Origin of the sequence: Planktotalea arctica (genome assembly GCF_002105285.1) — a bacterium.
In the GTDB taxonomy this organism is placed as follows: domain Bacteria; phylum Pseudomonadota; class Alphaproteobacteria; order Rhodobacterales; family Rhodobacteraceae; genus Planktotalea; species Planktotalea arctica.
Genome location: NZ_MUHR01000006.1, coordinates 358,829 through 384,428 on the forward strand (window position 1 = coordinate 358,829; position 25,600 = coordinate 384,428).

At 58.6% G+C, this 25,600-nt stretch carries 24 protein-coding genes; 15 read left to right on the forward strand and 9 right to left on the reverse strand.

From position 1 onward, the window contains the following. Positions 1-55: 55 nt before the first annotated feature. Positions 56-2,296 (reverse strand): xanthine dehydrogenase family protein molybdopterin-binding subunit, encoded by a 2,241-nt coding sequence (locus tag B9P63_RS08995; protein ID WP_085308207.1) that lies wholly within the window; start codon positions 2,294-2,296, stop codon positions 56-58. 3 nt (positions 2,297-2,299) lie between these two features. Then, positions 2,300-2,764, reverse strand: coding sequence for a (2Fe-2S)-binding protein (locus B9P63_RS09000; RefSeq protein WP_085308208.1), 465 nt, complete (start codon positions 2,762-2,764; stop codon positions 2,300-2,302). 89 nt (positions 2,765-2,853) lie between these two features. On the opposite strand from B9P63_RS09000, the gene B9P63_RS09005 reads away from it, so the two are divergent. Then, a complete protein-coding gene (locus B9P63_RS09005; RefSeq protein ID WP_085308209.1) occupies positions 2,854-3,435 on the forward strand; it encodes a TetR/AcrR family transcriptional regulator in 582 nt (193 codons plus the stop codon). 88 nt (positions 3,436-3,523) lie between these two features. On the opposite strand, the gene B9P63_RS09010 is transcribed toward B9P63_RS09005, so the two are convergent. Both B9P63_RS09010 and B9P63_RS09015 read right to left on the reverse strand, forming a co-directional pair. Then, on the reverse strand, positions 3,524-3,883 hold the full coding sequence (locus B9P63_RS09010) for an MmcQ/YjbR family DNA-binding protein (RefSeq protein WP_085308210.1): 360 nt from the start codon (positions 3,881-3,883) through the stop codon (positions 3,524-3,526). Beyond that, complete coding sequence (locus tag B9P63_RS09015) at positions 3,883-4,635, reverse strand: SDR family NAD(P)-dependent oxidoreductase (RefSeq protein WP_085308211.1); 753 nt, start codon at positions 4,633-4,635, stop codon at positions 3,883-3,885. The genes B9P63_RS09010 and B9P63_RS09015 overlap by 1 nt, the downstream gene beginning before the upstream one ends. Before the next feature lie 133 nt (positions 4,636-4,768). Between B9P63_RS09015 and B9P63_RS09020 the strand changes: the two genes are divergently transcribed. The 7 genes from B9P63_RS09020 to B9P63_RS09050 all read left to right on the forward strand — a co-directional run bounded on the left by B9P63_RS09020 (position 4,769) and on the right by B9P63_RS09050 (position 11,771). Further along, entirely contained in the window at positions 4,769-5,713 is a 945-nt protein-coding gene (locus B9P63_RS09020) for an MBL fold metallo-hydrolase (RefSeq protein WP_085308341.1), read from the forward strand. Continuing rightward, entirely contained in the window at positions 5,710-6,129 is a 420-nt protein-coding gene (locus tag B9P63_RS09025) for a rhodanese-like domain-containing protein (RefSeq protein WP_245830599.1), read from the forward strand. The genes B9P63_RS09020 and B9P63_RS09025 overlap by 4 nt, the downstream gene beginning before the upstream one ends. After that, positions 6,122-6,574, forward strand: a complete 453-nt coding sequence (locus B9P63_RS09030) for a methyltransferase family protein (RefSeq protein WP_085308213.1) — start codon at positions 6,122-6,124, stop codon at positions 6,572-6,574. Before B9P63_RS09025 ends, B9P63_RS09030 begins: the two co-directional genes overlap by 8 nt. A gap of 146 nt (positions 6,575-6,720) precedes the next feature. Continuing rightward, positions 6,721-8,292, forward strand: a complete 1,572-nt coding sequence (locus tag B9P63_RS09035; RefSeq protein ID WP_085308214.1) for a Re/Si-specific NAD(P)(+) transhydrogenase subunit alpha — start codon at positions 6,721-6,723, stop codon at positions 8,290-8,292. 13 nt (positions 8,293-8,305) lie between these two features. After that, a complete protein-coding gene (locus tag B9P63_RS09040; RefSeq protein WP_085308215.1) occupies positions 8,306-9,739 on the forward strand; it encodes an NAD(P)(+) transhydrogenase (Re/Si-specific) subunit beta in 1,434 nt (477 codons plus the stop codon). A 127-nt stretch (positions 9,740-9,866) separates the two neighbouring features. Further along, on the forward strand, positions 9,867-10,373 hold the full coding sequence (locus B9P63_RS09045) for a hypothetical protein (protein ID WP_085308216.1): 507 nt from the start codon (positions 9,867-9,869) through the stop codon (positions 10,371-10,373). A gap of 114 nt (positions 10,374-10,487) precedes the next feature. After that, positions 10,488-11,771, forward strand: a complete 1,284-nt coding sequence (locus B9P63_RS09050) for a DUF3422 family protein (protein WP_085308217.1) — start codon at positions 10,488-10,490, stop codon at positions 11,769-11,771. On the opposite strand, the gene B9P63_RS09055 is transcribed toward B9P63_RS09050, so the two are convergent. Continuing rightward, positions 11,704-12,789 (reverse strand): YeeE/YedE family protein, encoded by a 1,086-nt coding sequence (locus B9P63_RS09055; RefSeq protein ID WP_085308218.1) that lies wholly within the window; start codon positions 12,787-12,789, stop codon positions 11,704-11,706. The two genes, B9P63_RS09050 and B9P63_RS09055, sit on opposite strands and share 68 nt — an antisense overlap. Positions 12,790-12,998: 209 nt before the next feature. Next, entirely contained in the window at positions 12,999-14,171 is a 1,173-nt protein-coding gene (locus B9P63_RS09060; protein ID WP_085308219.1) for a reductive dehalogenase, read from the reverse strand. Positions 14,172-14,440: 269 nt separating this feature from the next. On the opposite strand from B9P63_RS09060, the gene B9P63_RS09065 reads away from it, so the two are divergent. Together B9P63_RS09065 and B9P63_RS09070 are read left to right on the forward strand one after the other, a co-directional pair. Beyond that, positions 14,441-15,445 carry an NAD(P)-dependent oxidoreductase gene (locus tag B9P63_RS09065; RefSeq protein ID WP_342743585.1) on the forward strand — a complete coding sequence of 335 codons (1,005 nt, stop codon included), beginning with the start codon at positions 14,441-14,443 and terminating at the stop codon, positions 15,443-15,445. Positions 15,446-15,522: 77 nt separating this feature from the next. Then, positions 15,523-16,026 carry a hypothetical protein gene (locus B9P63_RS09070; protein WP_085308220.1) on the forward strand — a complete coding sequence of 168 codons (504 nt, stop codon included), beginning with the start codon at positions 15,523-15,525 and terminating at the stop codon, positions 16,024-16,026. Positions 16,027-16,086: 60 nt separating this feature from the next. On the opposite strand, the gene B9P63_RS09075 is transcribed toward B9P63_RS09070, so the two are convergent. The 3 genes from B9P63_RS09075 to B9P63_RS09085 are packed head-to-tail and all read right to left on the reverse strand — an operon-like array spanning position 16,087 to position 18,601. Further along, positions 16,087-16,644 (reverse strand): TadE/TadG family type IV pilus assembly protein, encoded by a 558-nt coding sequence (locus B9P63_RS09075; RefSeq protein WP_085308221.1) that lies wholly within the window; start codon positions 16,642-16,644, stop codon positions 16,087-16,089. A gap of 5 nt (positions 16,645-16,649) precedes the next feature. Then, positions 16,650-17,195, reverse strand: coding sequence for a TadE/TadG family type IV pilus assembly protein (locus tag B9P63_RS09080; RefSeq protein ID WP_085308222.1), 546 nt, complete (start codon positions 17,193-17,195; stop codon positions 16,650-16,652). Further along, positions 17,192-18,601, reverse strand: coding sequence for a TadE/TadG family type IV pilus assembly protein (locus B9P63_RS09085; RefSeq protein ID WP_085308223.1), 1,410 nt, complete (start codon positions 18,599-18,601; stop codon positions 17,192-17,194). The genes B9P63_RS09080 and B9P63_RS09085 overlap by 4 nt, the downstream gene beginning before the upstream one ends. 341 nt (positions 18,602-18,942) lie before the next feature. Between B9P63_RS09085 and B9P63_RS09090 the strand changes: the two genes are divergently transcribed. From B9P63_RS09090 to B9P63_RS09110, 5 genes are all read left to right on the forward strand, one after another. Beyond that, positions 18,943-20,373, forward strand: a complete 1,431-nt coding sequence (locus B9P63_RS09090; protein WP_085308224.1) for a Glu/Leu/Phe/Val family dehydrogenase — start codon at positions 18,943-18,945, stop codon at positions 20,371-20,373. Between the two features lie 162 nt (positions 20,374-20,535). Then, positions 20,536-21,789, forward strand: a complete 1,254-nt coding sequence (locus B9P63_RS09095; RefSeq protein WP_085308225.1) for a sarcosine oxidase subunit beta family protein — start codon at positions 20,536-20,538, stop codon at positions 21,787-21,789. Between the two features lie 80 nt (positions 21,790-21,869). Continuing rightward, entirely contained in the window at positions 21,870-22,142 is a 273-nt protein-coding gene (locus tag B9P63_RS09100) for a sarcosine oxidase subunit delta (RefSeq protein ID WP_085308226.1), read from the forward strand. Then, positions 22,139-25,069, forward strand: a complete 2,931-nt coding sequence (locus B9P63_RS09105; RefSeq protein WP_085308227.1) for a sarcosine oxidase subunit alpha family protein — start codon at positions 22,139-22,141, stop codon at positions 25,067-25,069. The genes B9P63_RS09100 and B9P63_RS09105 overlap by 4 nt, the downstream gene beginning before the upstream one ends. Beyond that, positions 25,062-25,583, forward strand: coding sequence for a sarcosine oxidase subunit gamma (locus B9P63_RS09110; protein ID WP_245830600.1), 522 nt, complete (start codon positions 25,062-25,064; stop codon positions 25,581-25,583). Before B9P63_RS09105 ends, B9P63_RS09110 begins: the two co-directional genes overlap by 8 nt. Positions 25,584-25,600 lie beyond the last annotated feature (17 nt).

Here is a 25,600-nt window from a genome sequence, read left to right on the forward strand (position 1 = left end):
AACTGCGCGCCTCAAGGGGATGAAGCGCGCAGTATATGCAAAACGGCGTTTGCGCTTAAACCAGCAGATCAAACTCGTGCATCAAGGGCAATGTGCGCGCACGTTTGCCTGTCAGATCGAAGATCGCATTGGTGAGCGCGGACATCGCGGGCGGGGTTCCCGGCTCGCCTGCGCCGCCCAGAAATCCGCCGCTGGCAAGGATTTGCACCTCGGTCACAGGCGCATTGTGCATGCGCAGCGCGTCATAATCGGGGAAATTACCTTGCTCGACCGCGCCGCTTGCAAAAGTGATCTCGCCAAACGCGGCCGCAGACAGACCGTAGATCATTCCGCCATACATCTGTGCCTCAAGATTGCCGGGATCGAGCGCGATGCCAAGATCGGCCGCGATCCACGCGCGGTTGATGCGGATTGCGCCGTCCTCGTCAATGACCTCGATCACCTGCGCCACGGGCGTACCGAAGCTATGGGCAAAGGCTACGCCGCGCCCGACGCCTGCCTCGCGCTTGCCGCTCCAGCCCGACATATCGCGCACCGCTTCGAGCGTGCCAGCAGAGGGCGCATGTTCATGGCGCATCATGGAGAGGCGGAATTCGAGCGGGTCCGCGCTGGCGGCATGGGCGAGTTCATCGAGAAAACTGTCGTGCATGAACGCGTTGACCGAGTTGCCCACAGCGCGCCAAAATCCCGCGGGGATCGCAATGTCCGTCAGGTGACCTGCAATGCGGTAATTGGGGATTTGATAGGGCTGATCGAACGCGCCCTCCACATGCACCTTGTCGGGGCCAGCGGCGGTAAAGCCTGTCAGGCGTTTCATTGCGCCTATGGTCACGGACGGGCCTGCGACCTTGGCATCGAGCAGCACAGCCTTGCCATCCTTTACTGCTCCTTTGTAACGGCCAATCGCGGCAGGGCGGAAAAAGTCGTGCGACATGTCCTCTTCGCGCGTCCAGGTCAGCTGAACCGGGGTGCCTTGCATCTGCTTGGCGACCTGCGCGGCCAGCACTGCGTAGTCGCTTTCGCCGCGCCGTCCAAATCCGCCGCCCATAAGGGTGGTGTGCAACGTGACCTGCTCGGGGGCCAGATTGACGGCCTCGGCGCAGCGATCGCGCACGATCGTCGGCCCTTGGTTGCCACACCAGACCTCCAGCGCATCGCCTGTGTAGAGCGCGGTCGCGTTCATCGGCTCCATCGTGGCATGGGCAAGGAAGGGCATGCGGTACTCTGCGGTGATCTCGGTCGCGCCCTGAACGGGCGTATCTGCATCGCCGTCGTCGCGCAGGGTTGAATTGGCTTTGCCCTCGAAACTGTCCTCGATCGCTTGCCAGATCGCACCTTGTTCGGCCGGGTAGGGCGCATCGCCCCACTCTGCCTGCACCGCATCGGCGCCCTGAAAGGCGAGCCATGTGTTGCTGGCGATCACTGCATAGCCGCCATCGAGCGCGACGATCTTTTCGATGCCCGGCATAGTCTCTGCGGCGCTTGCATCCATCGAGAGCATGGGCGCGCCAAGGCGTGGATTCATCCGCACCGTCGCGAACTTCATCCCCTCGCGGCGTACATCGATGCCGAACTCAGCGGTGCCTGTGGCTTTGCCGGTCATATCAACGCGGGGCATGGTCTTGCCGAGGTATTTCCACTCGGACGCAGGGCGCAGCTCCACCTGCGGTGGGTCAATCTTAGCCGCGCGCGTCGCCATATCAGAATAGCTGACCGAATTGCCATCCGGCGCGATGACGCGCCCGTTTTCGGTGCGCAGGCTGCTGACCGACACCCCGAGTGCATCGCTGGCGGCCAGTTTCAGCGTCTCGCGCGCGCTGGCACCGGCATGGCGCAGGCGCTCATAGCCGTCCTTCATCGAGGTGGAGCCGCCGGTAAGTTGCATGCCAAGCAGTTTGTTGGCCTGTCCCAGCGCTTCGGAAACCGTCTCCATAAACGCGCCTTTGGAATATTCGGCGACCGGCAAAGCGGCCTGCATCAAAGCGCTGTTGTAATAGGCCTGCGCCGGTGGGCCGTGCAGCACGCGCACATCTTCCCAAGCGATATCAAGCTCTTCTGCGGCGAGCGCGGCCAGTGTGGTGTGTACGCCTTGCCCCATTTCCGCGCGCGGGGTGATGATGGTAACGCCGCTCTGATCAATGAAGATGAACGGGTTGAGTGCCGCCTCGTTCGGGCCGGCCTCCAACGGATTTTCCAGCGGACGCGTAAATTTGTAGGTGCCGAATGCGACGCCGCCAACGATGGCAGCAGAGCCGATCAGAAACGTACGACGGGCGATTTTTTTGAATGAGGCCATGATCTACGCTCCCTGCGTGGCTTTGGCGGCGCTGTGGATCGCCGCGCGGATGCGTGGATAGGTGCCGCAGCGGCACAGATTGCCCTGCATTGCGTCGTCGATGTCCTGATCGCTCGGAGCGGGGTTTTGCGCCAACAAACTGGCAGCCTGCATGATCTGGCCCGACTGGCAAAAGCCGCATTGCGCGGCTTGATGTTCTATCCATGCGGCTTGCAGCGCATGCAAGGCCTGCGGCGTGCCAAGCCCCTCGATCGTGGTCACGTCGCCGTCCACATCCCCGAGTGCGGTCTGGCACGAGCGTACTGCGACCCCGTCAATATGAACTGTGCAGGCACCGCAGGCGGCAACGCCGCAGCCGTATTTGGTACCGGTAAGGTTCAACTCGTCACGCAGCACCCATAGAAGGGGTACGTCTTCGGGCAAATCTACGCTGCGCGCTTTGCCGTTTACGGTTATTTCAGTCGCCATTGCTCGTTCTCCAAAACCATCTGACAAAAATAGGTCTTTGTGTCAGGGTGTCAATTGACAAAATTATCTATTTTTGTCAAACGTGCGCTATGATCCGCGAAACACCTGAATCTGAAAAACAAAAACTAATCGCAAAGGCAGCATTCGCGGTCTTTGCAGAGCATGGATTTCGCAAAACATCTATGCAGCGCATCGCGGATAAGGCAGGCATGTCGCGCCCTGCGCTGTATCTGCATTTCCAAAGCAAAGAGGATGTGTTCAACTTTCTGGTGCTTGGATATCTGAACACGGTGCAACGCTCGATCCTCGCGCGGCTCGCCCAATCTGGCAGCCCTGCGGCGGTGATCGGCGATCTGTTCGCCGCCTTCGATCCCGATGGCATCAAAGAAGTGCTGCTGGACGCAAAACACGGCAATGAGTTGATGGATATCAAAAGCGGTGCAGTGCTGAGCCGTGCCGAGGAGATCGCGCAAAACATCTGCTCCGCGCTGGCCGATTGGCTGCGCCGAGAGGCGCATGACCAGCGCATCATATGCGAGGATCCCGTCCTCACCGCGCAAACAATCATGTCGTCCTATGATGGCCTGAAAAACCCGGCCCCCAGCTACGCGATCTACAAGGCACGCAGCGCGGCGCTGGCGCAGCTCTTGGGAAAAGGTCTCCTGCCTTAACCCTTCCTCTTTCGCAAAATATCGCCGCCGGAGGCAAAACCCGCATGCCCCACGGGCATGCTAATCCTGTGCGCGCTTGCGCGCTCCTTCAGATCAAACCAAGCTCGCTGCGCAATTTACGGGTCAGCTTGGCTTTGATCATCTCGTAGCTTGCCTCTAGATGCGCCTTAAGCTCTGCATCCCCGAGCCCCGGATCGCCGTAGACCTGCACCCATTTCATACCGCGCGAGGCGAGGTAGGGCGCGGGGCGGATGCCGGGCATGTCGCTTAACACCTCGAAACCCAACTCGCTTACCTTGAAACTCACCGCATTGTCGCCATCCGCCCAGCCGCCAACCGCAAACACCCTGCCGCCCAGCTTCCACACGTCCGAATTGCCCCATTGCACAACATGTGTCGTATGGGGCAGGGACTTGCAGTAGGCGTTGATCGCCGCGCGGCTGAGCATTACATCTGCCCGCCGGCAATCTCCATGGTTTGACCGTTGATCGAACCGGAGTTTGGATCGCACAGGTACATTGCAGTATGCGCCACTTCCTCGGGGGTGATCAGGCGTTGGTGGCGGTTGGTCTGGACCATCATCTTCAGCGCCTGCTCTTCGGTGATGCCTGCGCGCGCCGCGATGGAAACGGTGTTCTCGGACACGATCGCCGTGTCCACATAGCCGGGGCAAATCGCGTTGAACGTGATGGGCGTGCCCATGTAGTCCTCGCTTAGACCCCGCACGAGGCCTATCATTCCATGTTTGGACGCAGTATAGGCAGGCGCGCCGCGCAGACCCTTGATGCCCGCGATGGAGGCGATTGCGATGACGCGGCCGTACTCCAGCCCCGTCATAGATTTCATCGCTTCCCGCATGGTCAGGTAGGCACCATCAAGGTTGATGCCGATCACCTTGCGCCAAAACGCCATATCCATTTTATGCAGCGCCTTGCCTTCTGCGATGCCAGCGTTCGCCACGCAAATCGCAATCTGGCCGCGCGCCGCGACGGCGCTTGCAAAGCCCTCCACGACAGAGGCCTCATCGGCGACGTCCATCGCCAGCGCATGAATGCGTCCGCCCGCGACCTTTTCCAAAACCTCCTTGCGCCGTCCTGTAATCGTGACCTCTGCGCCGGCCTCGGCCAATGCTTTTGCGATGGCAAGGCCGATGCCCGTGCCGCCGCCTGTGATCAATGCGTGTTTGCCGTTCAGATCCATATTCTAATCTCCCTTTGCGCTCACCCTATAGCGCTTGCACAGTGTGACAAGTCGCGCCGTTCCGTCACTTTGCACGCCGCTTTACATACCTATGCAGTTCTGTGAATGTGTAAGTAACCCAAAGGAGGCCTACATGCGCAAAGTCCTGACACTTGCACTGCTCGCTGCCAGCCCGCTGATCGCAAGCGAAGATATCGCCGATCAGTATCCACAATCAGAGCTTTACTCGAAACCTGTCGAGTTTATCCCCAATGTGTTCTCAGCGATCGGCGCGACTGCGCCGCCGACCTATGAAAATTCGGGACACAACAACAACCTGAGTTTTGTCATCACCGGCGAGGGTGTGATCGTGGTGAACGGCGGTGCCTCGGCGCGCCTTGCCAAAGCGCTGCACGACGAGATCAAGCTGATTACCGATCAACCGGTCAAACTGGTGATAAACGAGAACGGGCAGGGGCATGCGGTGCTCGGCAACTCCTACTGGGCGGACCAGGGCGTCGAGATCTTGATGCATGAAGATGCGGCGCATGAGGTGGCTGAAAACGGGTTCCAAATTCTGGAGGGTATGAAGGGCTACAACCGCGACAAGGCGGAGGGCACACGCATCGTCGCGCCGACGCGTACTTTTGCCGATCGCGAGACAATCACCATGGGGGATCTCACGCTGGAAGTGCTGCACCTTGGCCCCGCGCACGGCCCCGGCGATACGCAAGTCTGGATTCCGCAATGGTCGATGATGATCGCGGGCGATATCGCCTTTCATGAACGCATGCCACCGATCTTTCCGGACACCTGCACAAGCTGCTGGGTGGAAACCTGGGAAACTGCCTTCGAGCCGCTCAATCCCACATACATCATTCCGGGGCACGGCCACCCCACCAACCTCGCGCAGGTGCGCCGCTACACCCATGATTATCTGGTTTATCTGCGCGAGAAGATCGGAGAACATCTGGACAATGGTGGTGATCTGGCAGAGGCCTATTACGTCGATCAAACCCCCTTCGCCCACCTTGATACGTTCGAGGAACTGGCGACCAAGAATGCAGGGCGCGTTTACGAGGAAATGGAATTCGAATGAAACACGCGCTTAAAGCAGCAGCGCTGATCGCCGCGCTCGCCCCTCCCCTGGCCGCCGATGACCTTTCGGAGGCTTTAATCGACTACATGGACTTTGCCACCTATGATGCGGGCATCATCGAGCCGGCACAGCTGACAGAGGACGTATTCCACTCGATCTATTTCGTGGACACGCGCGATGCGGAGCAATTCGCGCAGGAAACCATTCCGGGTGCCGTCAATATCGAATGGCGCGAGGTACCATCGCGCCTCGATGAAATCCCCGAGACCGGTATGGTTGTTTTCGTCTGTAACACCGGATCGCTTTCGGCGCAGGCGGCCTTTGCCGCGCGCGTGATGGGGCGCGAAAACGTGCTGGTGTTGCAAACCGGTCTGCGTGGCTGGTCCAGTCATGCAGGATATATTCCTGATGCTTAAATGGATCGACATTCCGCCGCTGTGGCTGCTTGGTGCGATCCTTCTGGCATGGTGGTCCAGTGTGAACGCATCCCTCGGGCTGAGTTTCGGGGGTGCTTGGGCGGATTTCGCAGGCGGGCTGTTGGTGGGCGGCGGCGTGATCCTGATGGGCCTTGCCGTTTATGAAATGCGCCGCATGCAGACCACTGTGATCCCGCACCGCGAGGCGGAAAAACTGGTGGTCTCGGGCATCTTCAAACGCTCGCGTAATCCGATCTACGCAGGTGATACGTTGATATTGGCGGGGCTGATTCTGCGCTTTGATGCGGTAATAGCGCTAGCGTTGATCCCGATCTTCGTCTGGATCATCGAAAAGCGCTTCATCATACCCGAAGAAGACCGCTTGCGCCGCAAGTTCAGAGCTGCATTTGCCCGTTATTGCCAAGATGTTAGGCGCTGGGTCTGATTGTCGCGTGTAATTTTTGCGACATGAGCAGAGCGCAGAGCGACACGCGCTTGTCTGACGCGCACTTGCCCTTTAGGGACTTAGTTGATCCTGCGTAAGCGGCTGGCACAAGAGATTAACCCATTCCAAAAAAAGGGGACAGACCATTGAAAATCGGAACACCTAAAGAAGTGTTCGAGGGGGAGAACCGCGTAGGCATGACGCCTGATAGCGCGAAGCAGCTTCAGAAACTCGGATATGACTGCATGATCGAAACGGGCGCTGGCGCGAATGCCGGTTTCTCCGATGCGCTCTACAAGGACGCTGGCGTTGAGGTCGTAAAGACCGCCGCAGCACTTTGGAAAGGGGCCGACATCGTCGCCAAGGTTCGCCAGCCGGAGGCGGCGGAGTTGAAGCGGATGCGGGAGGGTCAGACGTTGATTTCCTTCTTCACGCCGGCGGCGAATGACGCAGGCATGGATGCGGCCAAGAAAAAGGGCACGAACGTAATTGCCATGGAAATGGTGCCGCGCATCAGCCGAGCGCAGAAGATGGATGCCCTGTCGAGCATGGCGAATATCGCGGGGTATCGCGCGGTGATCGAGGCGGGCAACAACTTCCCGCGTTTCTTCACAGGTCAGATCACTGCGGCGGGTAAGGTTCCGCCAGCCAAGGTTCTGGTTGTGGGCGCGGGCGTGGCCGGATTGGCCGCCATAGGCACGTCCACATCTCTTGGTGCGATCACGTATGCCTTCGATGTGCGCCCCGAAGTGGCCGAGCAGGTTGAAAGCATGGGGGCCGAGTTCGTCTTTCTCGACTTCAACGAGGAACAGGCCGACGGCGCAGCGACGGGCGGGTATGCTGCCGTGTCCAGCCCCGAGTTTGCCGCCGCGCAGCTTGCCAAGTTCCGCGAGATCGCTCCGGACATGGATATTGTCATCACGACAGCCCTGATCCCGAACCGCGAAGCGCCAGAGCTTTGGACCAAGGACATGGTCGACGCGATGAAGCCCGGATCGGTCATTGTCGATCTCGCGGCGGAAAAGGGCGGCAACTGCAAGCTGACCGTCAAGGACGAGAAAATCGTGACTGACAATGGCGTGACCATCATCGGCTACACCGACTTCCCATCACGTATGGCGGCGCAAGCCTCGACGCTTTATGCGACCAACATTCGCCACATGATGACCGACCTGACCCCTGAAAAGGACGGCCAGATCAATCACAACATGGAAGATGATGTCATTCGCGGCGCGACCGTGACGTTTGACAAAGAGATCACATTCCCGCCGCCGCCGCCAAAGATCCAGGCGATTGCGGCGCAGAAGAAAGAGCCGATCAAAGAACTGACAGCGGAAGAAAAGCGCGCGGCGGAAACTGCAGCGTTCAAAGCGCAGACCAAGAGCCAGGTTACGCTGCTGACGGTTGGTGCGGTGCTTTTGCTGGGCGTGGGTCTTGTGGCACCTGCGAGCTTCATGCAGCACTTTATCGTCTTTGTTCTGGCGGTCTTCGTCGGCTTCCAAGTCATTTGGGGCGTGGCGCATTCCTTGCACACACCGCTGATGGCGGTGACGAACGCGATTTCTTCGATCATCATTCTGGGGGCGCTGATGCAAATCGCGTCGGGCTCTTTCCTGGTGATCCTGCTCGCGGCTGTGTCGGTCTTTATGACGGGCATCAACATTTTCGGCGGCTTTCTTGTAACACGGCGTATGCTCGCCATGTTCCAGAAATCGTAAGGGGGCTGGATTGATGGAATTTGGTTTTACAACAGCAGCTTACGTAGTTGCAGCGGTTCTGTTCATTCTGTCTTTGGGCGGTTTGTCAGGGCAGGAAAGCGCAAAACGCGCGGTATGGTATGGCATTGTCGGCATGGCGCTGGCGGTGGCGGCAACGCTGGTCGGGCCGGGGTCTGGCTATTGGCTTTTGTCGGTGCTGATGATCATTGGCGGCGGCGCGATCGGCTATCAATTGGCGACGAAAGTGCAGATGACGCAGATGCCCGAACTGGTCGCTGCGATGCACTCTCTGGTCGGCCTCGCGGCGGTCTTCGTGGGCTTGATCGCACATATCGAACTGGGCCGTGTTCTGGCGATGGATGATGCGCAGAAGAAAGCGCTTGAAGGCTTTGCTGCGCTCTTGGCCAAGAAGGATGGTGTTGAGATTGGCATCCTGCGGGTCGAGCTGTTCCTTGGTATCTTCATCGGCGCAATCACTTTCACAGGCTCCGTCATTGCGTATGGCAAGCTGGCGGGCAAAGTAGATAGTGCGGCGACGAAACTGCCGGGCGGTCATATGTTGAACGCGGCGGCGGCAGGATTGTCGTTGATCACACTGATTTGGTACGTCAACACGGGCGGTGTTCTGCCACTGGCCCTGATGACTTTGGCGGCGCTCTTCATTGGCTACCATTTGATCATGGGCATCGGCGGCGCGGATATGCCGGTGGTTGTGTCGATGCTCAACAGCTACTCCGGCTGGGCGGCTGCGGCGATTGGTTTTTCCCTCGGGAATGATTTGCTTATCGTGGTTGGCGCGCTGGTCGGCTCAAGCGGTGCGATCTTGTCCTACATCATGTGCAAGGCGATGAACCGTTCGTTCATCTCCGTGATCCTGGGCGGCTTTGGCGGACCTGCGGGCGAGCAGATGGCGGTCGAGGGCGAGCAAGTGGCGATCGACACCGACGGCGTCGCGAGCGCTTTGAACGAGGCGGACAGCGTGATCATCATCCCGGGCTACGGCATGGCGGTGGCGCAGGCGCAGGCGGCTGTGGCGGAACTGGTGCGCAAATTGCGCGCGCAGGGCAAGACGGTTCGCTTTGCGATCCACCCTGTTGCGGGGCGCTTGCCGGGTCACATGAACGTGCTCTTGGCCGAGGCCAAAGTGCCCTATGACATCGTAATGGAAATGGACGAGATCAACGAGGACTTCCCGTCCACGGACGTGGCGATCGTGATCGGCTCGAATGACATCGTGAACCCCGCGGCGCAGGACGATCCGAACTCACCCATTGCTGGTATGCCAGTGCTTGAGTGCTGGAAAGCCAAGCAGGTGTTCGTGTCCAAACGCGGCCAAGGCACGGGCTACTCGGGCATCGAAAACCCGCTGTTCTACAAAGAAAATACCCGCATGTATTACGGCGATGCGAAAGAGAGCCTGAACAAGCTTTTGCCGATGATCGACTAAAGTCGATTGCAAGGTACAAGGAAAAGCCCCGCCAATATGGCGGGGCTTTTTTCGTTCCGGGGATCGTGATTTGCAATTTCGACGCTGGCAATCCATCATCTTCCTTAGAAATTAGGATAAGCTGAATATGAAAACGCTCGTTGCCTTTACCGCCGCCACGCTCGTGTTCGGTTCAGCCGTGCTGGCCGATCTGAATGTACAGTTTATCGAGGGGGCGCCCAAGGATCGCTTTGAAATTTCATCAACGATAGATTGTCTGAGCGGTCCATTTGACATTACGATCGACCTGACTCCCTCTGCTGGTGCGCTGATTTTCGACGTCACAGAGCAGGGCAGCGGCGTCGAGGTTTTCCAACCTTTCGAGTTGGTTGCGGGCCGCGATCTGGTTTCTGGCATCAGCGATGTGAAGGATGGGGATCAAAGCCTGACGCTGACTATGACGCAGCTTCCCATGGGGATGCCCATTAGTTTCACTATTGACGTTGATGACACGTCAAGCGCGCGCCAGATCACGGTGAATGGCTCTGAAATTGCGGGTGCTGAGGTGCACATGTCTGGGAATGGCACCGTGCAGAGCAGTGTTTTCGACGCCGAGGCGCGTGCGGTGATTATTGGAAGTGGTTGCGCTTCCTAAGGCTTCGGTATGCCGTGGTATTCCACTAAGCGACTGAAAATAATAGTTTTTGTTGATTGCGCAGGGGGCGCTTGCTAAACCTTGGCAAGTTCATTCTTGCCAAGGCTCGCATCTATGCCCCCGATCACGGATCATCCGCTGCGCTATCAACTCTCGAACGAGCTGCACGCGCGCCCGTTTCCGAGCGTCTCCGCAGGCTCGCGCGCCGTGTTTCTGGCGCTGAAACATCAGGGCGGCGCAGGGCCGGAGGCGGCGGCGGCAGACCTTGCGCATCTGGTGGAGCTGCTTGATCGCTACGGCGCGCCGCATCCGCAACCGGGTGCGACACATTACTTTGGTGCGCTTGGGCGGCACCGGATCAAATGGGAGCGGCACACAGAATTTGTGACGCTCACGCTGCTTTTGGAGGGGTTGAGCGAGCGCGCATTTGACCCCCATGATTTTGACGTTTTCCCCGAGGACTGGATTGCTGCAGCGCCGGGGCAGCGCATTACCTCGTGCACGCTGCGCATCGAGGCGCAGCATGACACCAGCATTATCCAGAGCAAGGTCAGCGACTGGTTCGTGCGCGAAAGCCTTGCGGTCAGCTCTGTTCTGGACCGGGCGGCAATCGTGGCGGGGGATTTTCACATTGATCCCGCAGGGCACACGCGCTTTGCGATTTTCGCGGGGGCGGGCGTCGGGCAGGGGCGCATTGGCCGCATTGTTCAACGGCTCTTCGAGATCGAGACTTACAAATCCATGTCTATGCTTGGGTTTGCCCATGTGCGCGATCTTAGCCCGCGTATGGGCGAGCTGGATTTTGAGTTGACCAAGCTGATGACGCAGATGCAAAATGCGAGCGGACAGGCGGAAACCCAGCTGGACGATCTGCTGCATGTCTCGACCGAGCTGGAGGCGCTGCAAGCGGCGAGCTCCTATCGCTTCGGTGCGACGGGTGCCTATGAGGCTATCGTCAGCCAGCGCATTGCGGCGCTGCGCGAGCAGCCGTTCGAGGGGCGGCAGACGTTGGCCGAATTCATGATGCGCCGTTTTGATCCTGCGATGCGCACGGTCACATCGACGCAAGGGCGTTTGCAAAGCATGGCGGAGCGGGCGATCAGGGCGGCACAACTTTTGCGAACCCGCGTGGATGTGGATCGCTCTGCGCAGAACCAGAAGTTGCTGGAGAGCATGGATCGGCGCGCGGACATGCAATACCGTTTGCAAGAGACCGTGGAGGGGTTGTCGGTGGTCGCGATCAGCTATTATGCCGTCTCGCTCGTGGCCTATTTGCTCTACCCCCTCACGGACCTCATAGAGGTCAGCAAGGGGGTCATAACGGCGGCGGTTACTCTGCCGGTAGTGTTGCTTGTGTGGCTTGGCGTGCGTCGGATCCGTAAGAAGACGCACGGTTGAGCAGCGCGTTTGTCATCAGCGCGCCTGCAACGATCGCCATAAGCGCGACGAGCGCGGCAAAGCTGAGGGTCGGGATGCCTGCAAGGCCCGCGCCCACGGTGCAGCCGCCAGCCAGAACGCCGCCGATGCCCATCAATACTGCGCCCCCGATATAGCGGCCCGTTTGCGCAGGGCTCTCAAAGCTTTGCCACTGGAAGCTTCCGAAAATCAACGAAGCGATCAGTGCGCCAGCGATAACGCCGCCGATAAGTCCTGCTCCAAAGCCTGCGGGGATGGACGTGGAGGCGAGCGACCAGAACAGGCTGTCCGCCATGGGCGATGTGAACGACAGGCTTTCGAGCGCAATGGGGTCGAATTCGTCAAACAGGATGAAGCCCGTGCCGACCCATGCGGCTGGAACGAGCAGGCCGAGAGCCGCTGAGATTGTGAGGGTTTTGAGTTGCGCGCCGGAGCGCAGGGCCAAGGTGAGCGCAGCAAGAGCGATCAGGCTTGCCCAAAAGAGCGCGCCGCCGGGCAGGGCTGCAAAGCCCGTGATCTCGCCCAGATTTACTGTGAACGCCCCTAATGTAGTGCGCACAGGTGCCAGAATGCCCTTGAGCGTAGCATGGGCCATGATTGCGAAAATCACCATCACGAATAGTGCGCGCAGATTGCCTGTACCTGCCAGAACCGTCAGGCGCGATGCGCAGCCGCGTGTCAGCACCATGCCCGCGCCAAACATTGCTCCGCCCGTGAGGATCGCTGCGATGGGCAGGTCTGCTGCGAAGAAACGATGATCCTCAAATGTGACAAGTTCTGCAAAGACCGCCGCCTGTGTGCCGGTCACGGCAAAGGCGAGCGCCATGAGCCAGACCCCTAGGGAGGCGCGGCGCGCCGTGCCCACCAGCGCGCTGCGTAGGCAAAATTTGGAGCGCTCTGCAAGGAGGCCAAAGGCAAGGCCAATGGCCAAAGCGAGGGCGACGGATGCGGCTCTTGGCGTGATGTCCCAGCCGGTGATTTCCAAAATGGTTTCGAACATGTCAGTGCCTCCAAACGCCTCTGCGCGCGGCAGAATACCGTCTCAAGTGAAGGCGCTTGGTAGGGAAGTCAAATCCGACGTAGGGCGTTCTTGAGTGGTTTTTTAGAATTCTGTTCTGAATTTATGTCAAGAAATAGATCAACGTTCCAATAATGCACGGAAGCCTGAACATGGTTCTGTAAATCCCGACCTGCGCAAACCGCGCATGTTTATTTGCCAATGGCGCCCCACCACTGCGATGGTTTCACTCGCCCTCCACGATCCTTGTCAAACCAAAGCGCAATTTTGCGTGCAGGCGACAAAGCCAGCTTCAGCCACAGGCGATGATGCCATTTGGTGAAATCGCGATTGAACGGACAAACCCGCATGCAGATCGCACAATCAGAGGCCATCTTGGCCCAAAAGCTGAAACATTTCTCTGCGTCGGAAGTCCATTTGCGCACGCCCTTGATGCTTGATTTCTGATGGCTTTGGGTCGGCGCGCCAAAGGGCAGGGCCTTTACCGGGCAAGCATCGGCGCATTTTGTGCAGATGTTGCAAAACTCGCTGACGCCCAGTTTTTTGGGCGCGTCCGGCTGCAGCGGCAACGAGGTAAATATCTTGGAAAACCGCAAACGCGGGCCGAACTGCGGCGTAATCACCATCTGGTTGCGCGCATATTCGCCAAGGCCCGCTTTGAGCGCATAAGGAATAACCAATGCCGTATCGTTCATCGAGGCAACGGCCTCATAGCCTAGATTGCGGATATAGGCCGCCATTTGCATAACGATTGCTGCCTCATGGCTGTATTCGCGCCCCGTGGCTGCGCCGGCAAGGGCCGAGGGGTAGGTGGAGACCAGCTCTTTCTCCATTTGATGCCCGAGCACGATCACATGTGTGATGCCCTCGGGCAAATCGTTTGGCGCTTCGCTCATGTCGCGGGTGTCAACGCGGCTGGCGTAGTGCCAGCGATCATCACGTGTGGTGACGGCGCAAAGGTCGGCACCGAAAAACTGGGCGATGCGCTTGATTTCGGCGCTCATCTTGGTGGGATCATCCACTTTGATCTGATCTGGTGCGACGGGCGTGTCATAGGCGATTGGTGCCTGGAACCCCTCGCGCGCGCCGCTCTCTGCGCCGCGATCGGACACGATATCGGAAATCAGCCAGGAGGCGTTGCGCAATGCAAAATCGCGTTGTGTAAACCCGTCACCGCGCCGTGGCGCGGCTTCCATGCGATAGGAGGCGAAAAACGCATCGGTTTTCTTGTTTCGGACGTTTTTGTCCCAAAAGGCGCGGGTGAACACGTCGTTGCGCTGCACGAAAGGCTCGAACCCCTCAGTGACCTCTATGCCCGCTTCTGCATCATTTTCGTGCGCGGGGTGGTTGGGCAGATATGTCATGGCGCAAGCCTAGCGAGCGAAGCACGCGGTGCAAGTGCCGGATTTGAGTTTATGGGCAAGATGAAGCGGCAATGCGTTCCACCCCGATTGACCTTTATTGAAAAAGCCAACCGGAGCTTCACCTTGCACCCGGGATCGCTCTCCAGCTATCCGGGTAGGCTCTGTCTAGGCGATTAACCTTAACGGGTGGTTACCTTGGTGCAAGTTTCCTCTTCATCTTGCCAATAAACTCACTGTTGACGCGGTTTCGGCGGGCAGATCGGTCGCGAATAGGCGCGACGGGTCGCAAAGGCGCTTTCAATCTCGCGATGAAAATCAAGGAGAGTGGCATGAAAATCGGATTTATCGGGCTGGGCAATGTGGGCGGCAAACTCTCGGGGAGTTTGCTACGCAATGGCGTTGATCTTGCCGTGCATGATCTGGAAGAAGGCTTGGTGGCCAAATCTGTCGCTCTGGGAGCTAGAAAGGGTGTAAGCCCTGCGCAGCTTATGCGCACATGTGATGCGGTGATCACCTGCCTGCCAAGCCCCGCGGCGTCCGATGCAGTGATGCAAGAGATGCTGCCAGAGGTGAAAGAGGGCAAAATCTGGATGGAAATGTCCACTACGGATGAGGCGGAAGTCAAGCGGCTCGGCGCGCTCGTGATCGACGCGGGCGGCGCGGCGGTGGATTGCCCTGTCTCGGGGGGATGTCACCGTGCCGATACCGGAAATATTGCTATTTTTGCAGGCTGCGCGCGCGCCACTTTCGAGCGGATTTTGCCACTTTTGACCATTATGGGGCGGCGTGTGCTGCACACGGGTGATCTTGGCTCTGCCAGCATCTTGAAAGTGATTACCAATTATCTCGCTACCGCCAACCTTGTCTCTGTTGCAGAAGCGCTCACGGTGGCCAAAGGCGCAGGCATGGACCTTGCAACCGCCTATGAGGCGATCCGCGTCTCGTCTGGCACATCTTTCGTGCATGAAACCGAAAGCCAGGTCATTTTGAACGGGAGCCGCGATATTTCCTTCACCATGGATCTTGTCGCCAAGGATATAGGCCTGTTTCAGGCGGTTGCGGATCGCGCGCAAGTGCCCTTGCAGGTGAACCCGCTCTTGATCGAGATTTTCAACGATGGCATCGCGCGCTTTGGCCCGCGCGAGTTGTCGCCTAATATCATCAAGCGTCTCGAGCAAGCGACGGGCCTTGATATCACAGCGCCCGGCTTTCCGGCGCAAATGGTCGATGATGAACCCGAGGAGGCTGGCGCGGAGGTGATCGTGCGCAGGTAGGCGAGCGCCTCTCGCTTTCGTGCAAACTTGCATGTAGGGGAAGAAAGAACTGATCCAATCGAGGGGGGCCTGTACCCATGCCTGAACCTGTGTCCGAACCTGTCATCGCCACGCTTTATGCCTCGCCGCCACGCCGCTTTTTGGGGACGGGGATGCTTTTGCTGCTTGGCGGGCTATTGATCTATCTCGCGCTGGCCGTGCCGTTCGGGCCGTCGCAAATATTCTTGATCCTTGCAGGGTTGCTCGGGCTATTTTGTGCGATGCGTTTGCATACTGCTACGGCGCAGGTGATCGAGCTGACTGCAACGCAGCTGCGCGTGCAGGGCGGTATCATCTTGGCCGAACTCGACACTATCAAAAAGGTCGAGCGTGGGGCCTTCGCATTCAAACCCTCCAACGGGTTTCTGGTGACCTTGAAGCAAAAGGGTGCGCGCCGCTGGGCCCCGGGTATGTTCTGGGCGTTTTCACGCAAGATCGGTGTGGGCGGCGTCACAGGTGCGCCCCAGACCAAGGGGATGGCCGAAGCGCTGGCGATCCTGATCGCGGAGCGCGATCTCAAAGCGGGCATCCCGGCAAAATAGAAAACGCCGCGCGAGCGGATGGCTCGGTGCGGCGTTGGTCTTGCTTTATTACGCAGGCGCTTAGCCGTTGCTGTCCCAAACGATTTGCGGTGCAAAGCGTGGGCGCGTGTAGACGAAGGTCTCGATCACGCGCGGGGCCAGTCCGACGCTGAACGCGGGTTCGTAATCGGACGCGGTTTCCACCAGAATGATGCGCTCGTTCGCGATCAGGGGTGGCAACAGCGCGTCGTAGTCACGCACATCGCGGTTGCGCAGGCGCGGGATGTCGCCGCGGCGCTGGGACCAGTCTATCTTGAAACGGTTCTGATTGGCGTCCCAGCGCAGCAGTGTAACGCGCAGCGCGGTTTCACCCGGGCTCAGACCCGAGAGGTCTTTATAAATGTGACGCGCGTTTGTCATGTAATCTGGCGTAATCGCTTCGGTTTCACGGCTGATCATATCCGAAATCGTGTAGGCGGCTTTTTCGGCAACAGCTTGCGCGCGGTAAGCCTCGTAGTAGGTGAACATTGCCGCGTAGGCCCAAAAAACCACGGGAAAGATGATAGCGGCTTCCACAGAAGCACTTGCTTTGGTTTCGCGCGCGAAGCCGCGCAGTTTTGACAGGAATATCTGTATCATGTTGATTACCTCGGTTCCTGAGTGAATGCAGAGACGGCGACCAGCGCGCTTTTGCCGTTGTGATCGGTGGTGCGCGACAAGGCGAGCTCGGATGTCGGGAAGACCGGATCATAGAGCATGCAAGCGCGCACGATCATAAGCTCGTTCGACTGGCCACGTTTGAATTCGCGGACAGGGTTAAGCACAACGTTAGTGCCGGACGCCTGTTCGACGCAATCGACTGTCGCGGGCAGGGCCTGATAGTCGCGTGGATCGTTCGGGATCATTTCGAGACGCAGGTTCGCTTCGCAATCCTCGAATATGACAGCGCCGTCGCAGATCATATCGCGGATGTCATCGTGCGAGTATTGCGAGCCGGTGCCGATGCGCACTTCGCGCATCGCAATGTCCAGGCCGCGTTCCAGCAAAGTTTGCCGGATCGTGATGACCCCCATTTCGATGCTCGATGTGAGGATCAGGATAAAAACCGGAAACACCAGAGCAAATTCGACTGTGACGTTGCCGCGCTCGGCACGGCGAAAGCGGCGGAGTGTGTTCAGAAGCTGTTTCATTGTGTGAGCCTCAGTTGGTTGATCTGGCGCGCAATTGCGTCAAATGCTTCGGAAATTTCGACGCCTTCCACACGGAAGAAATGGCTTGGCGAGGAGGCGCAGTCTTTCATGATGTCCGCGCCGTGATCATTTACCTCGAAGCCGATGGACCAGATGACGATGCCATCATCTTTGGCCGCTTCGCACACGCTCGCCATCAAATCATCGCCATAGGACCCCCAGTACTTTGTCGAGTAGTAGTGGTGATGCTGGTTCGAGCGCACGTAGCGGTTCAGATAGTTGATGATACCCCAATTGCTCCAGTGGGCGTAATCGGAGGGGCTGTCGTAGGCCCAATCCTGAACGCGGTAGGACGAAGTGTTCACGCCGTCAGTCATCAGAACGATGGTTTTTAGCGTTTCCACATCATCGAACGCGGCCGGACGATCGGCAAAGTCGCTATCGGCGTCGCCGGAGGCGACCAATTGGGTCACGACGGAGTTGAAGCTTGGATCAAGCGTGGCAGCGGCCCATTTCATTCCCATGAAAATATGGGTGTTGCCGCTTGGCTGAAGCTGGTTGATCTGGTTTTTCAGAGCGGTGGAGTCTTCGCTGAAGACAGTGATGTCGGCCCAATCTTCAACCGGGCATTGAAAACCCCAGCTGTCGTAGAGGCGTGTGTGCTGCATTTGCTTGTAGGTCTTGGAGAAGTTGAGACCGGACTGCTCGAACTCGTAATCGTCAAATTCGATACAGTGCGAAAAGCCATGCTGCGTTGTCACGTTCAGCTCGTTGTAGATTTCAGAGCCTGCGCTGACGTGTTCATCATAGGGAATGATATTGACCGAGATCAGGCCCTGATTGGTGGGCTTGAGCACCGTGTCGATAAAGGTGCGCGACGCGGTCTTGAGGCGAGACATGCGGTTGTTGCTTCCCATGGAACCGGACACGTCGAGGACCATCGAAATCTCGACATTCGAAATGCGTTCTTCAGCGACACCGGAGGCGGTCGCGCTTAGCGTGTCGACGCCGGAAAGTTTCATGAAGGCGGTGGTGGTGATCGACTGGGCCTCGGCTCCGACGGTCTTGTAGTTGATGCCTTCATCGACTGTGACACTGGACAAGAAGTCCTCAAGGCCAGCCGCTTCGAAGTAATCATTCACAACAGTTTGCGGGGCTTGTTGCTGATCAAGATCGGCAGCCGCCAAAATGGCGCGGTCCAGCGTATGTTGCAAAACGGTTCTATCACGCTCCGAGCGCATAAGGTCTACCCCGATGCCCCCCATCGTGATGATCATCAAAACCATGAAGACTGCAAAGATGACCAAGCTGCCTTCCTCGTCGTCCTTGAACTTTTTAAAGGGAGCGCGCCTTTCAGCGTTACCCTTATTCGGCACGTGGCCGTTAAGGCGGAATTTGTCGCGCATCTTGATCGGTCCTTTCCGTTTCGCCCCTAACGCAACACACACTTGGGGCGGAATTTGTCCCGCTCAGATGTGCGCTGGGCTTGTGGCGAAAATGGGGCAGGAAACGGGAGATACCGTGCCCGATTTGACCGGTTCACGGACAATGGCGCTGAAACGAATCAAATTGTTTCTAAATCGCAAGTGAATTTCAGGCTTCGGTGACGCAAAGCCCGAATCCTGCGTCAAGTTCGGCCAAATTCGCTGTGAGCGGTCTGTTTTTGGTCGCACGCGTTAACGATATCGTCATAGGCTTGATCTAGCGGTGTCGCCATCACGCAGGCACTGCAATACGGGAGAAGTTCATGAGCACTACAAACGAGCCGAGTTTTCGCGAAAGCGTTGATCTGATGTTTAACCGCGCCGTCGCGCTGCTGGATTTGCCGCCGGGGCTCGAAGAGAAGATCAGGGTTTGCAATGCGACCTATACCGTGCGCTTTGGCGTGCGCCTGCGCGGAAAAATCGAAACGTTTACCGGATATCGCTCGGTTCACTCGGAACATATGGAGCCAGTTAAAGGCGGCATTCGCTTTGCGATGGGCGTCAATCAGGACGAGGTCGAGGCGCTGGCAGCGCTGATGACGTATAAATGTGCTCTGGTCGAAGCTCCCTTTGGTGGCTCCAAGGGCGGGTTGCGCATTGATCCGCGCCAATACGACGAACATGAGTTGGAGCTGATTACGCGCCGCTTTGCCTATGAGCTGATCAAACGTGATCTGATTGATCCGGCGCAGAACGTTCCGGCCCCCGATATGGGCACGGGCGAGCGCGAGATGGCATGGATCGCCGATCAATACGCGCGCATGAACACCTCTGACATCAACGGCAAGGCCTGTGTGACCGGTAAGCCGCTAAATGCGGGCGGCATCGCCGGACGCGTCGAGGCGACGGGCCGCGGCGTGCAATACGCGCTGCGCGAGTTCTTCCGCGATGATCTAGATCTGAAGAAAGCGGGCCTTACGGGCACGCTCGAGGGCAAACGCGTCATCGTGCAGGGCCTGGGCAATGTGGGCTATCACGCGGCGAAGTTCCTGCGCGAAGAGGACGGCGCACAAATTATCGGTATCATTGAACACGACGGCGCACTCTTTGATGAAAAAGGTCTGGACGTGGAAGCTGTGCATGGCTGGATCACCAAACACGGCGGCGTCAGCGGCTATCCCGATGCCCGCGGCCATGAAGATGGCGCAGCGGTGCTGGAATCCGATTGCGATATCCTGATCCCTGCGGCGCTCGAGGGCGTGATCAATCTTGAGAATGCGGACCGCATCAAAGCGAACCTGATCATTGAAGCGGCGAATGGCCCAGTAACCGCTGGTGCGGACGATATTCTACGCGAAAAGGGCGTGGTGATTATTCCGGATATGTATGCCAACGCGGGCGGCGTGACGGTCAGCTATTTTGAGTGGGTGAAGAACCTTAGCCACATCCGCTTTGGCCGCATGCAGCGCCGCCAAGAAGAATCGCGTCACCAGCTGGTCGTGGACGAGTTGGAGCGGTTGAGCAGCGATAAGGGCCTCGGTTGGCAGCTCTCACCTGGTTTCAAAGAGAAATACCTGCGCGGCGCAGACGAGCTGGAGTTGGTGCGCTCGGGCCTCGATGACACGATGCGGATTTCCTATCAATCCATGCGCAAGATCTGGCATGAGCGTGAGGACGTAACCGATCTTCGCACGGCGGCCTATATCGTCGCGATCGAAAAAGTGGCGGCAAGCTACCGCGCCAAAGGCCTCTAGCGGGTTCAAAAGGGACCGCAAGGAAGCACCAACGGCACTGAAGGGGCGCGAAGATGAAGATTTTCGCGCCTTTTGGAAAAAACGACGTGCAATGTCGCTAACACGTTGCGCGCCGCGCGCAAGCCTCGCATATTTCGAAAAGAGATATCCGGGGAGGGGTGCATGCGGTTTTCTGGACTACGCATTCTCAAAGAAGGCCTAACAGGCAATAAAGGCTGGTCGCCCCATTGGCGCGACCCCGAGCCGAAGGCTGAATACGATGCGATCGTGATCGGCGGCGGTGGGCATGGGCTGTCCACGGCCTATTACCTGGCAAAGAACCACGGCATGACGAATATCGCGGTTCTGGAGAAAGGTTACATAGGCGGCGGTAATGTGGGTCGTAATACCACGATTGTGCGCGCGAATTATTTCCTGAACGGGAACTCCGAATTTTACAGCCATTCGCTCAAACTCTGGGAAGGGCTGGAGGAAGACCTGAACTACAACGTCATGCACTCGCAGCGCGGTCTGATCAATCTGTTCCACTCCGATGGTCAGCGCGATGCCTTTGTGCGGCGCGGCAATGCGATGGTCAATCAGGGCGATGATGCAGTGCTGCTGGATACTGCAGGTGTGCGAAAAATACTGCCATACTTGGATTTCGACAATACGCGCTTTCCGATCTACGGCGGTCTGCTGCACCCGCGCGGCGGCACCGCGCGTCATGATGCGGTCGCTTGGGGCTTTGCGCGAGGAGCGGATATGCGCGGCGTTGATATTATCCAGAACTGCGAAGTGACAGGGATCGACATTGAAAACGGGGCTGTTACGGGGGTTCAAACGACGCGCGGCGCGATCAAGTCCAAAAAGATTGGCCTGACCGTCGCGGGGCGCTCTGGGCAACTGGCCGCAATGGCGGGGATGCGCCTGCCGATCGAGAGCCATGTTTTGCAGGCCTTCGTAACCGAAGGGCTGAAGCCGGTTATTGATCACGTGATCAGCTTTGGCATGGGCCATTTCTATATCAGCCAGTCCGACAAGGGCGGCCTCGTCTTTGGTGGTGATCTGGATTTCTACGCCTCATATGCCTCGCGCGGGAACCTGCCGATGAAAGAGCATGTGATGGAAGCAGGGATGACGCTGATGCCGATGATTGGCGAGGCGAAGGTGCTGCGCTCCTGGGGGGGGATCATGGATATGACGCCCGATGGCAGCCCGATTATCGACAAAAGTCCTGTGGAGGGTCTCTATCTCAATTGCGGCTGGTGTTATGGCGGTTTCAAAGCGGTGCCGGGATCGGGATCGGTGTTTTCGCATCTGATGGCGACGGGCAGGCATCATTCCGAAGCCACGGGTTTCCGTTTGGATCGTTTCCGCACAGGTGTGGGGATCATTGATGAAGAGGGCACCGGCTCTCAGCATAATCTACACTAGGGGGTGCTTGAGATGGCGGGAGCCTCCGGCGGAAGTTTATTTGGGAAGATGAAGGGCGTGCGCGCTCATTGGGGGACGGCATGCGTTTGATTTGTCCGGTGTGCGGTGAGAGAGATCGCCGCGAGTTTTATTATATGGGGGATGCGGTGGCTTTGCAGCGCCCTGAACCGGACGCGGGCGCGGCGGAGTGGGATGATTATGTGCATCTGCGCGAGAACCCTGCAGGCGTGACGCGCGATTTGTGGCAGCACGAGGCTGGCTGCGCCGCTTGGATCGTGGTTAGGCGCAATACGGTGACGCATGAAGTGCTTGAATCGGTTTTGGCCACCGATTTGAAAGGGGCAAGCGCATGAGGGTGAATGGCAAAGGTTTGATCGATCGCTCGCGCCCTGTGAGCTTCACCTTTGACGGCACGCGCTTGCAAGGGTTTGCGGGGGACACCGTCGCGTCGGCGCTGCTGGCCAATGACATTCGCCTCATGGCGCGTTCGTTCAAATACCACCGCCCGAGGGGCGTGCTGAGCGCGGGGAGCGAAGAGCCGAACGCTTTGATCACCGTGAAGCGCGGCAGCGACGCGGAGCCGAATGTGCGCGCTACGGTGCAGGAGATCTATGAGGGGCTTGAGGTGCGGTCGCAGAACGCCTGGCCTTCGCTGGGATTTGATGCGCTGGGCGTGAACGACCTGGCTGCGCCGTTCTTTAGTGCGGGTTTCTATTACAAGACCTTCATGTGGCCCCGCGCCTTTTGGGAGCGGGTTTACGAGCCGCTGATCCGGCGCGCAGCGGGGCTTGGCGGGGTGAGTGGCACTGCGAGCGCGGCTGAGTATGAGAAGGCTTTTGCCTTTTGTGATCTGCTGGTGATCGGCGCGGGGCCTGCGGGTCTTATGGCCGCGCTCGAGGCCGGGCGCGCTGGCGTAGATGTCATACTCGCGGATGAGGATGTGCAGGCGGGGGGGCGCTTGCTCTCTGAGACGCATGGCGTTGAAGGCCTCTCGGGAAGTGATTGGGCCGCGCGCGCGATTGCAGAGCTTGCGAGCATGGAGAACGTGCGCATCATGGCGCGCACCACGGTGACGGGAGCCTATGATCAAAGCACGTTCGGCGCATTGGAGCGGGTCAGCCAGCATCATGCGCCAAGTAAGGATGCACCGCGCGCCTGTTTCTGGCGCATTGTCGCCAAGCGCAGCATTCTGGCAGCGGGGGCTCTCGAGCGTCCCGTGGCGTTTCAGAACAACGACCGCCCCGGGATCATGACAGCAAGCGCTGTGCGCAGCTACCTCAACCGCTGGGGCGTTGCACCGGGGCGCAATGTGGTAGTGTTCGGCAATAACGACGACGCGCACCGCACGGCGCATGATTTGCGCGCAGCGGGTGTGCATGTGGCCGCGCTGGTGGATAGCCGCCCTGATGCGCGGGTGACGGGAGATTTTCCTGTGTTTACAGGTGCGCAGGTTTGCGGTTCGACCGGCCGACAAGGGCTGGAGGCCGTCACCATTCGCACGCAAAGCGGCACGGAGAAGATTGCGACCGAATGCCTGGCCATGTCGGGGGGGTGGAACCCCTCGGTGCATTTGACCTGCCACATGAACGGGCGACCCGAATGGCGAGATGACATTGCCAGTTTTGTGCCGAAAGGGGGTGCTATTCCAGGGATGGTGACGGCGGGTGCGTGCAATGGTGCGTTCTCGACCCACGGTGCTTTGGCCGAGGGGCAGGCGGCCGCGATGGAGACGTTGGAGGCGCTGGGCAAAAAGGGGGCCAAGTCCGATTTGCCCGATGCAGAGGATACGCCCTACCGTATGAGTCCGCTTTGGGCCGTAGGCGGCACGGGGCGCGCATGGCTCGATTTCCAGAACGATGTGACTGTGAAGGACGTCAAACAAGCGGCTAAGGAAAACTTCCGCTCGGTCGAGCATATGAAACGCTATACCACGCAAGGCATGGCGACGGATCAGGGCAAGAACTCTAACGTCAACGCTTTGGCGATTTTGGCTGATGTGACCGGGCGTGGGATACCCGAGACGGGGACGACAACCTTCCGTCCGCCCTATTCGCCTGTACCAATTGCCGCGATGGGGGCAGGGGCGCAAGGCAAAGGTTTTGCGCCGGAGCGTTTGACCACGTCGCACCACAGTACGGTTAAGCGCAAAGCGCCGATGATTGAGGCGGGGATGTGGTATCGTCCGAGCTATTTCCCAGTGCCGGGGGAAAGCCATTGGCGTCAATCATGCGACCGAGAAGTGAACATGGTGCGCGACACGGTCGGTGTCTGTGATGTCAGCACGCTGGGGAAGATCGATGTGCAAGGGCCGGATGCGGCGGCGTTTCTGGATTTTGTTTACACTAATACCTTCAGCACGCTGAAGCCTGGGCGTGTGCGCTACGGACTAATGCTGCGCGAGGATGGCACAGTGATGGATGACGGCACCACTGCGCGTCTGTCTGATACCCATTACGTGATGACCACGACCACCGCTGCGGCAGGCGCTGTGATGCGACACCTCGAATTTGTGCACCAGTGTTTGCGCCCCGAGTTGGACGTGTCAATGATATCAGTGACGGAGCAATGGGCGCAGTTTGCCGTTGCAGGACCTAAATCGCGCGAATTGCTCAATGGCCTGCTGGATATGCTGATAGACAACGACAGCTTTCCGTTCATGGCCTGCGGGCCTGTGAGCGTTGGCGGCGTTGATGCGCGCCTGTTCAGGATTTCATTCTCGGGCGAGCATGCCTACGAGATTGCCGTGCCTGCGCGTTATGGGGCGTCTTTGTTCGAGGCCTTGAACGAGAAGGCGGCAGCGCTGGGCGGTGGACCCTACGGGATGGAGGCGCTGAATGTGCTGCGCATCGAGAAGGGCTTTATCACGCACGCGGAAATTCACGGGCGGGTGACGGCTTTTGATATCGGCATGGAGCGGATGATTTCGGCCAAAAAGGATTGCATCGGCCAGACCATGGCCGCGCGGCCCGGGCTGCTGGGCGCCGAGCGTGAGCAGCTTGTGGGTTTGAAACCCATTGGCGCGGTGAAGCAACTGACGGCGGGGGCGCATCTGTTTGATCCAGAGAACCCTGCGACGCGGGAACACTCGGAGGGCTATGTCACGTCTGTGGGCTTTTCGCCGACGATGGGCGTTTTCCTTGGCATGGGCTTTCTCAAGAATGGCCGTGCGCGTCATGGGCAGACGGTGAAGCTGGTCGATCATATGCGCGGGATTGAAACGCTATGCGAGGTGCATGGGCCTGTCTTGCATGATCCGGAAGGGGGTAAGACCCGTGGTTGAATTACTTGCGAAATCGCCCGCTGAGGGTTTGTTGCCCTATGCGAAGGGCGCGGTTGAATTGAGTGAACTGGCCCTGGGCAAGGCGGCGTCGATTGCGCCGTTCAAAGGGCAGTTGGACGCGGTTGAAAAGGCGCTTGGGCAAGGTTTTCCCAAAGTTGGCCGCACTACAGGACATGTGGTCTGGTTTAGCCAAGGGCAGTATTTGGCCATTGCAATGGATATACCGGATGCGCTGGGCAAATATGCTGCGATCACCGATCAAAGCGATGCGTGGTGCGCGTTGGAGTTAAAGGGCGCGGCTGCAGAGGATGTGCTTGCGCGGCTTGTTCCTATTGATTTGCGCCAAAGCCAATTCAAACGTGGCCACTGCGCGCGCACGCAATTGGGGCATATGCCGCTGCACATCACGCGCACGGGCAATGATGCGTTCAGGCTGCTTTCCTTCCGCTCCATGGCGGGAACGATGGTGCATGAGATCAGCCGCGCCATGGACTTGCTGGCTGCGCGCAGGTGACTTTGAGGCGGTGCTGC

Coding starts and splice junctions, on each gene's coding strand:
- B9P63_RS09055 (WP_085308218.1), bottom strand. CDS start 12,789: ATGTTCGAAACCATTTTGGAAATCACCGGCTGGGACATCACGCCAAGA.
- B9P63_RS09060 (WP_085308219.1), bottom strand. CDS start 14,171: ATGACATATCTGCCCAACCACCCCGCGCACGAAAATGATGCAGAAGCG.
- B9P63_RS09000 (WP_085308208.1), bottom strand. CDS start 2,764: ATGGCGACTGAAATAACCGTAAACGGCAAAGCGCGCAGCGTAGATTTG.
- B9P63_RS09075 (WP_085308221.1), bottom strand. CDS start 16,644: ATGATACAGATATTCCTGTCAAAACTGCGCGGCTTCGCGCGCGAAACC.
- B9P63_RS09080 (WP_085308222.1), bottom strand. CDS start 17,195: ATGAAACAGCTTCTGAACACACTCCGCCGCTTTCGCCGTGCCGAGCGC.
- B9P63_RS09020 (WP_085308341.1), top strand. CDS start 4,769: ATGCGCAAAGTCCTGACACTTGCACTGCTCGCTGCCAGCCCGCTGATC.
- B9P63_RS08995 (WP_085308207.1), bottom strand. CDS start 2,296: ATGGCCTCATTCAAAAAAATCGCCCGTCGTACGTTTCTGATCGGCTCT.
- B9P63_RS09030 (WP_085308213.1), top strand. CDS start 6,122: ATGCTTAAATGGATCGACATTCCGCCGCTGTGGCTGCTTGGTGCGATC.
- B9P63_RS09010 (WP_085308210.1), bottom strand. CDS start 3,883: ATGCTCAGCCGCGCGGCGATCAACGCCTACTGCAAGTCCCTGCCCCAT.
- B9P63_RS09090 (WP_085308224.1), top strand. CDS start 18,943: ATGAGCACTACAAACGAGCCGAGTTTTCGCGAAAGCGTTGATCTGATG.
- B9P63_RS09005 (WP_085308209.1), top strand. CDS start 2,854: ATGATCCGCGAAACACCTGAATCTGAAAAACAAAAACTAATCGCAAAG.
- B9P63_RS09040 (WP_085308215.1), top strand. CDS start 8,306: ATGGAATTTGGTTTTACAACAGCAGCTTACGTAGTTGCAGCGGTTCTG.
- B9P63_RS09015 (WP_085308211.1), bottom strand. CDS start 4,635: ATGGATCTGAACGGCAAACACGCATTGATCACAGGCGGCGGCACGGGC.
- B9P63_RS09105 (WP_085308227.1), top strand. CDS start 22,139: ATGAGGGTGAATGGCAAAGGTTTGATCGATCGCTCGCGCCCTGTGAGC.
- B9P63_RS09095 (WP_085308225.1), top strand. CDS start 20,536: ATGCGGTTTTCTGGACTACGCATTCTCAAAGAAGGCCTAACAGGCAAT.
- B9P63_RS09070 (WP_085308220.1), top strand. CDS start 15,523: ATGCCTGAACCTGTGTCCGAACCTGTCATCGCCACGCTTTATGCCTCG.
- B9P63_RS09050 (WP_085308217.1), top strand. CDS start 10,488: ATGCCCCCGATCACGGATCATCCGCTGCGCTATCAACTCTCGAACGAG.
- B9P63_RS09025 (WP_245830599.1), top strand. CDS start 5,710: ATGAAACACGCGCTTAAAGCAGCAGCGCTGATCGCCGCGCTCGCCCCT.
- B9P63_RS09085 (WP_085308223.1), bottom strand. CDS start 18,601: ATGCGCGACAAATTCCGCCTTAACGGCCACGTGCCGAATAAGGGTAAC.
- B9P63_RS09100 (WP_085308226.1), top strand. CDS start 21,870: ATGCGTTTGATTTGTCCGGTGTGCGGTGAGAGAGATCGCCGCGAGTTT.
- B9P63_RS09045 (WP_085308216.1), top strand. CDS start 9,867: ATGAAAACGCTCGTTGCCTTTACCGCCGCCACGCTCGTGTTCGGTTCA.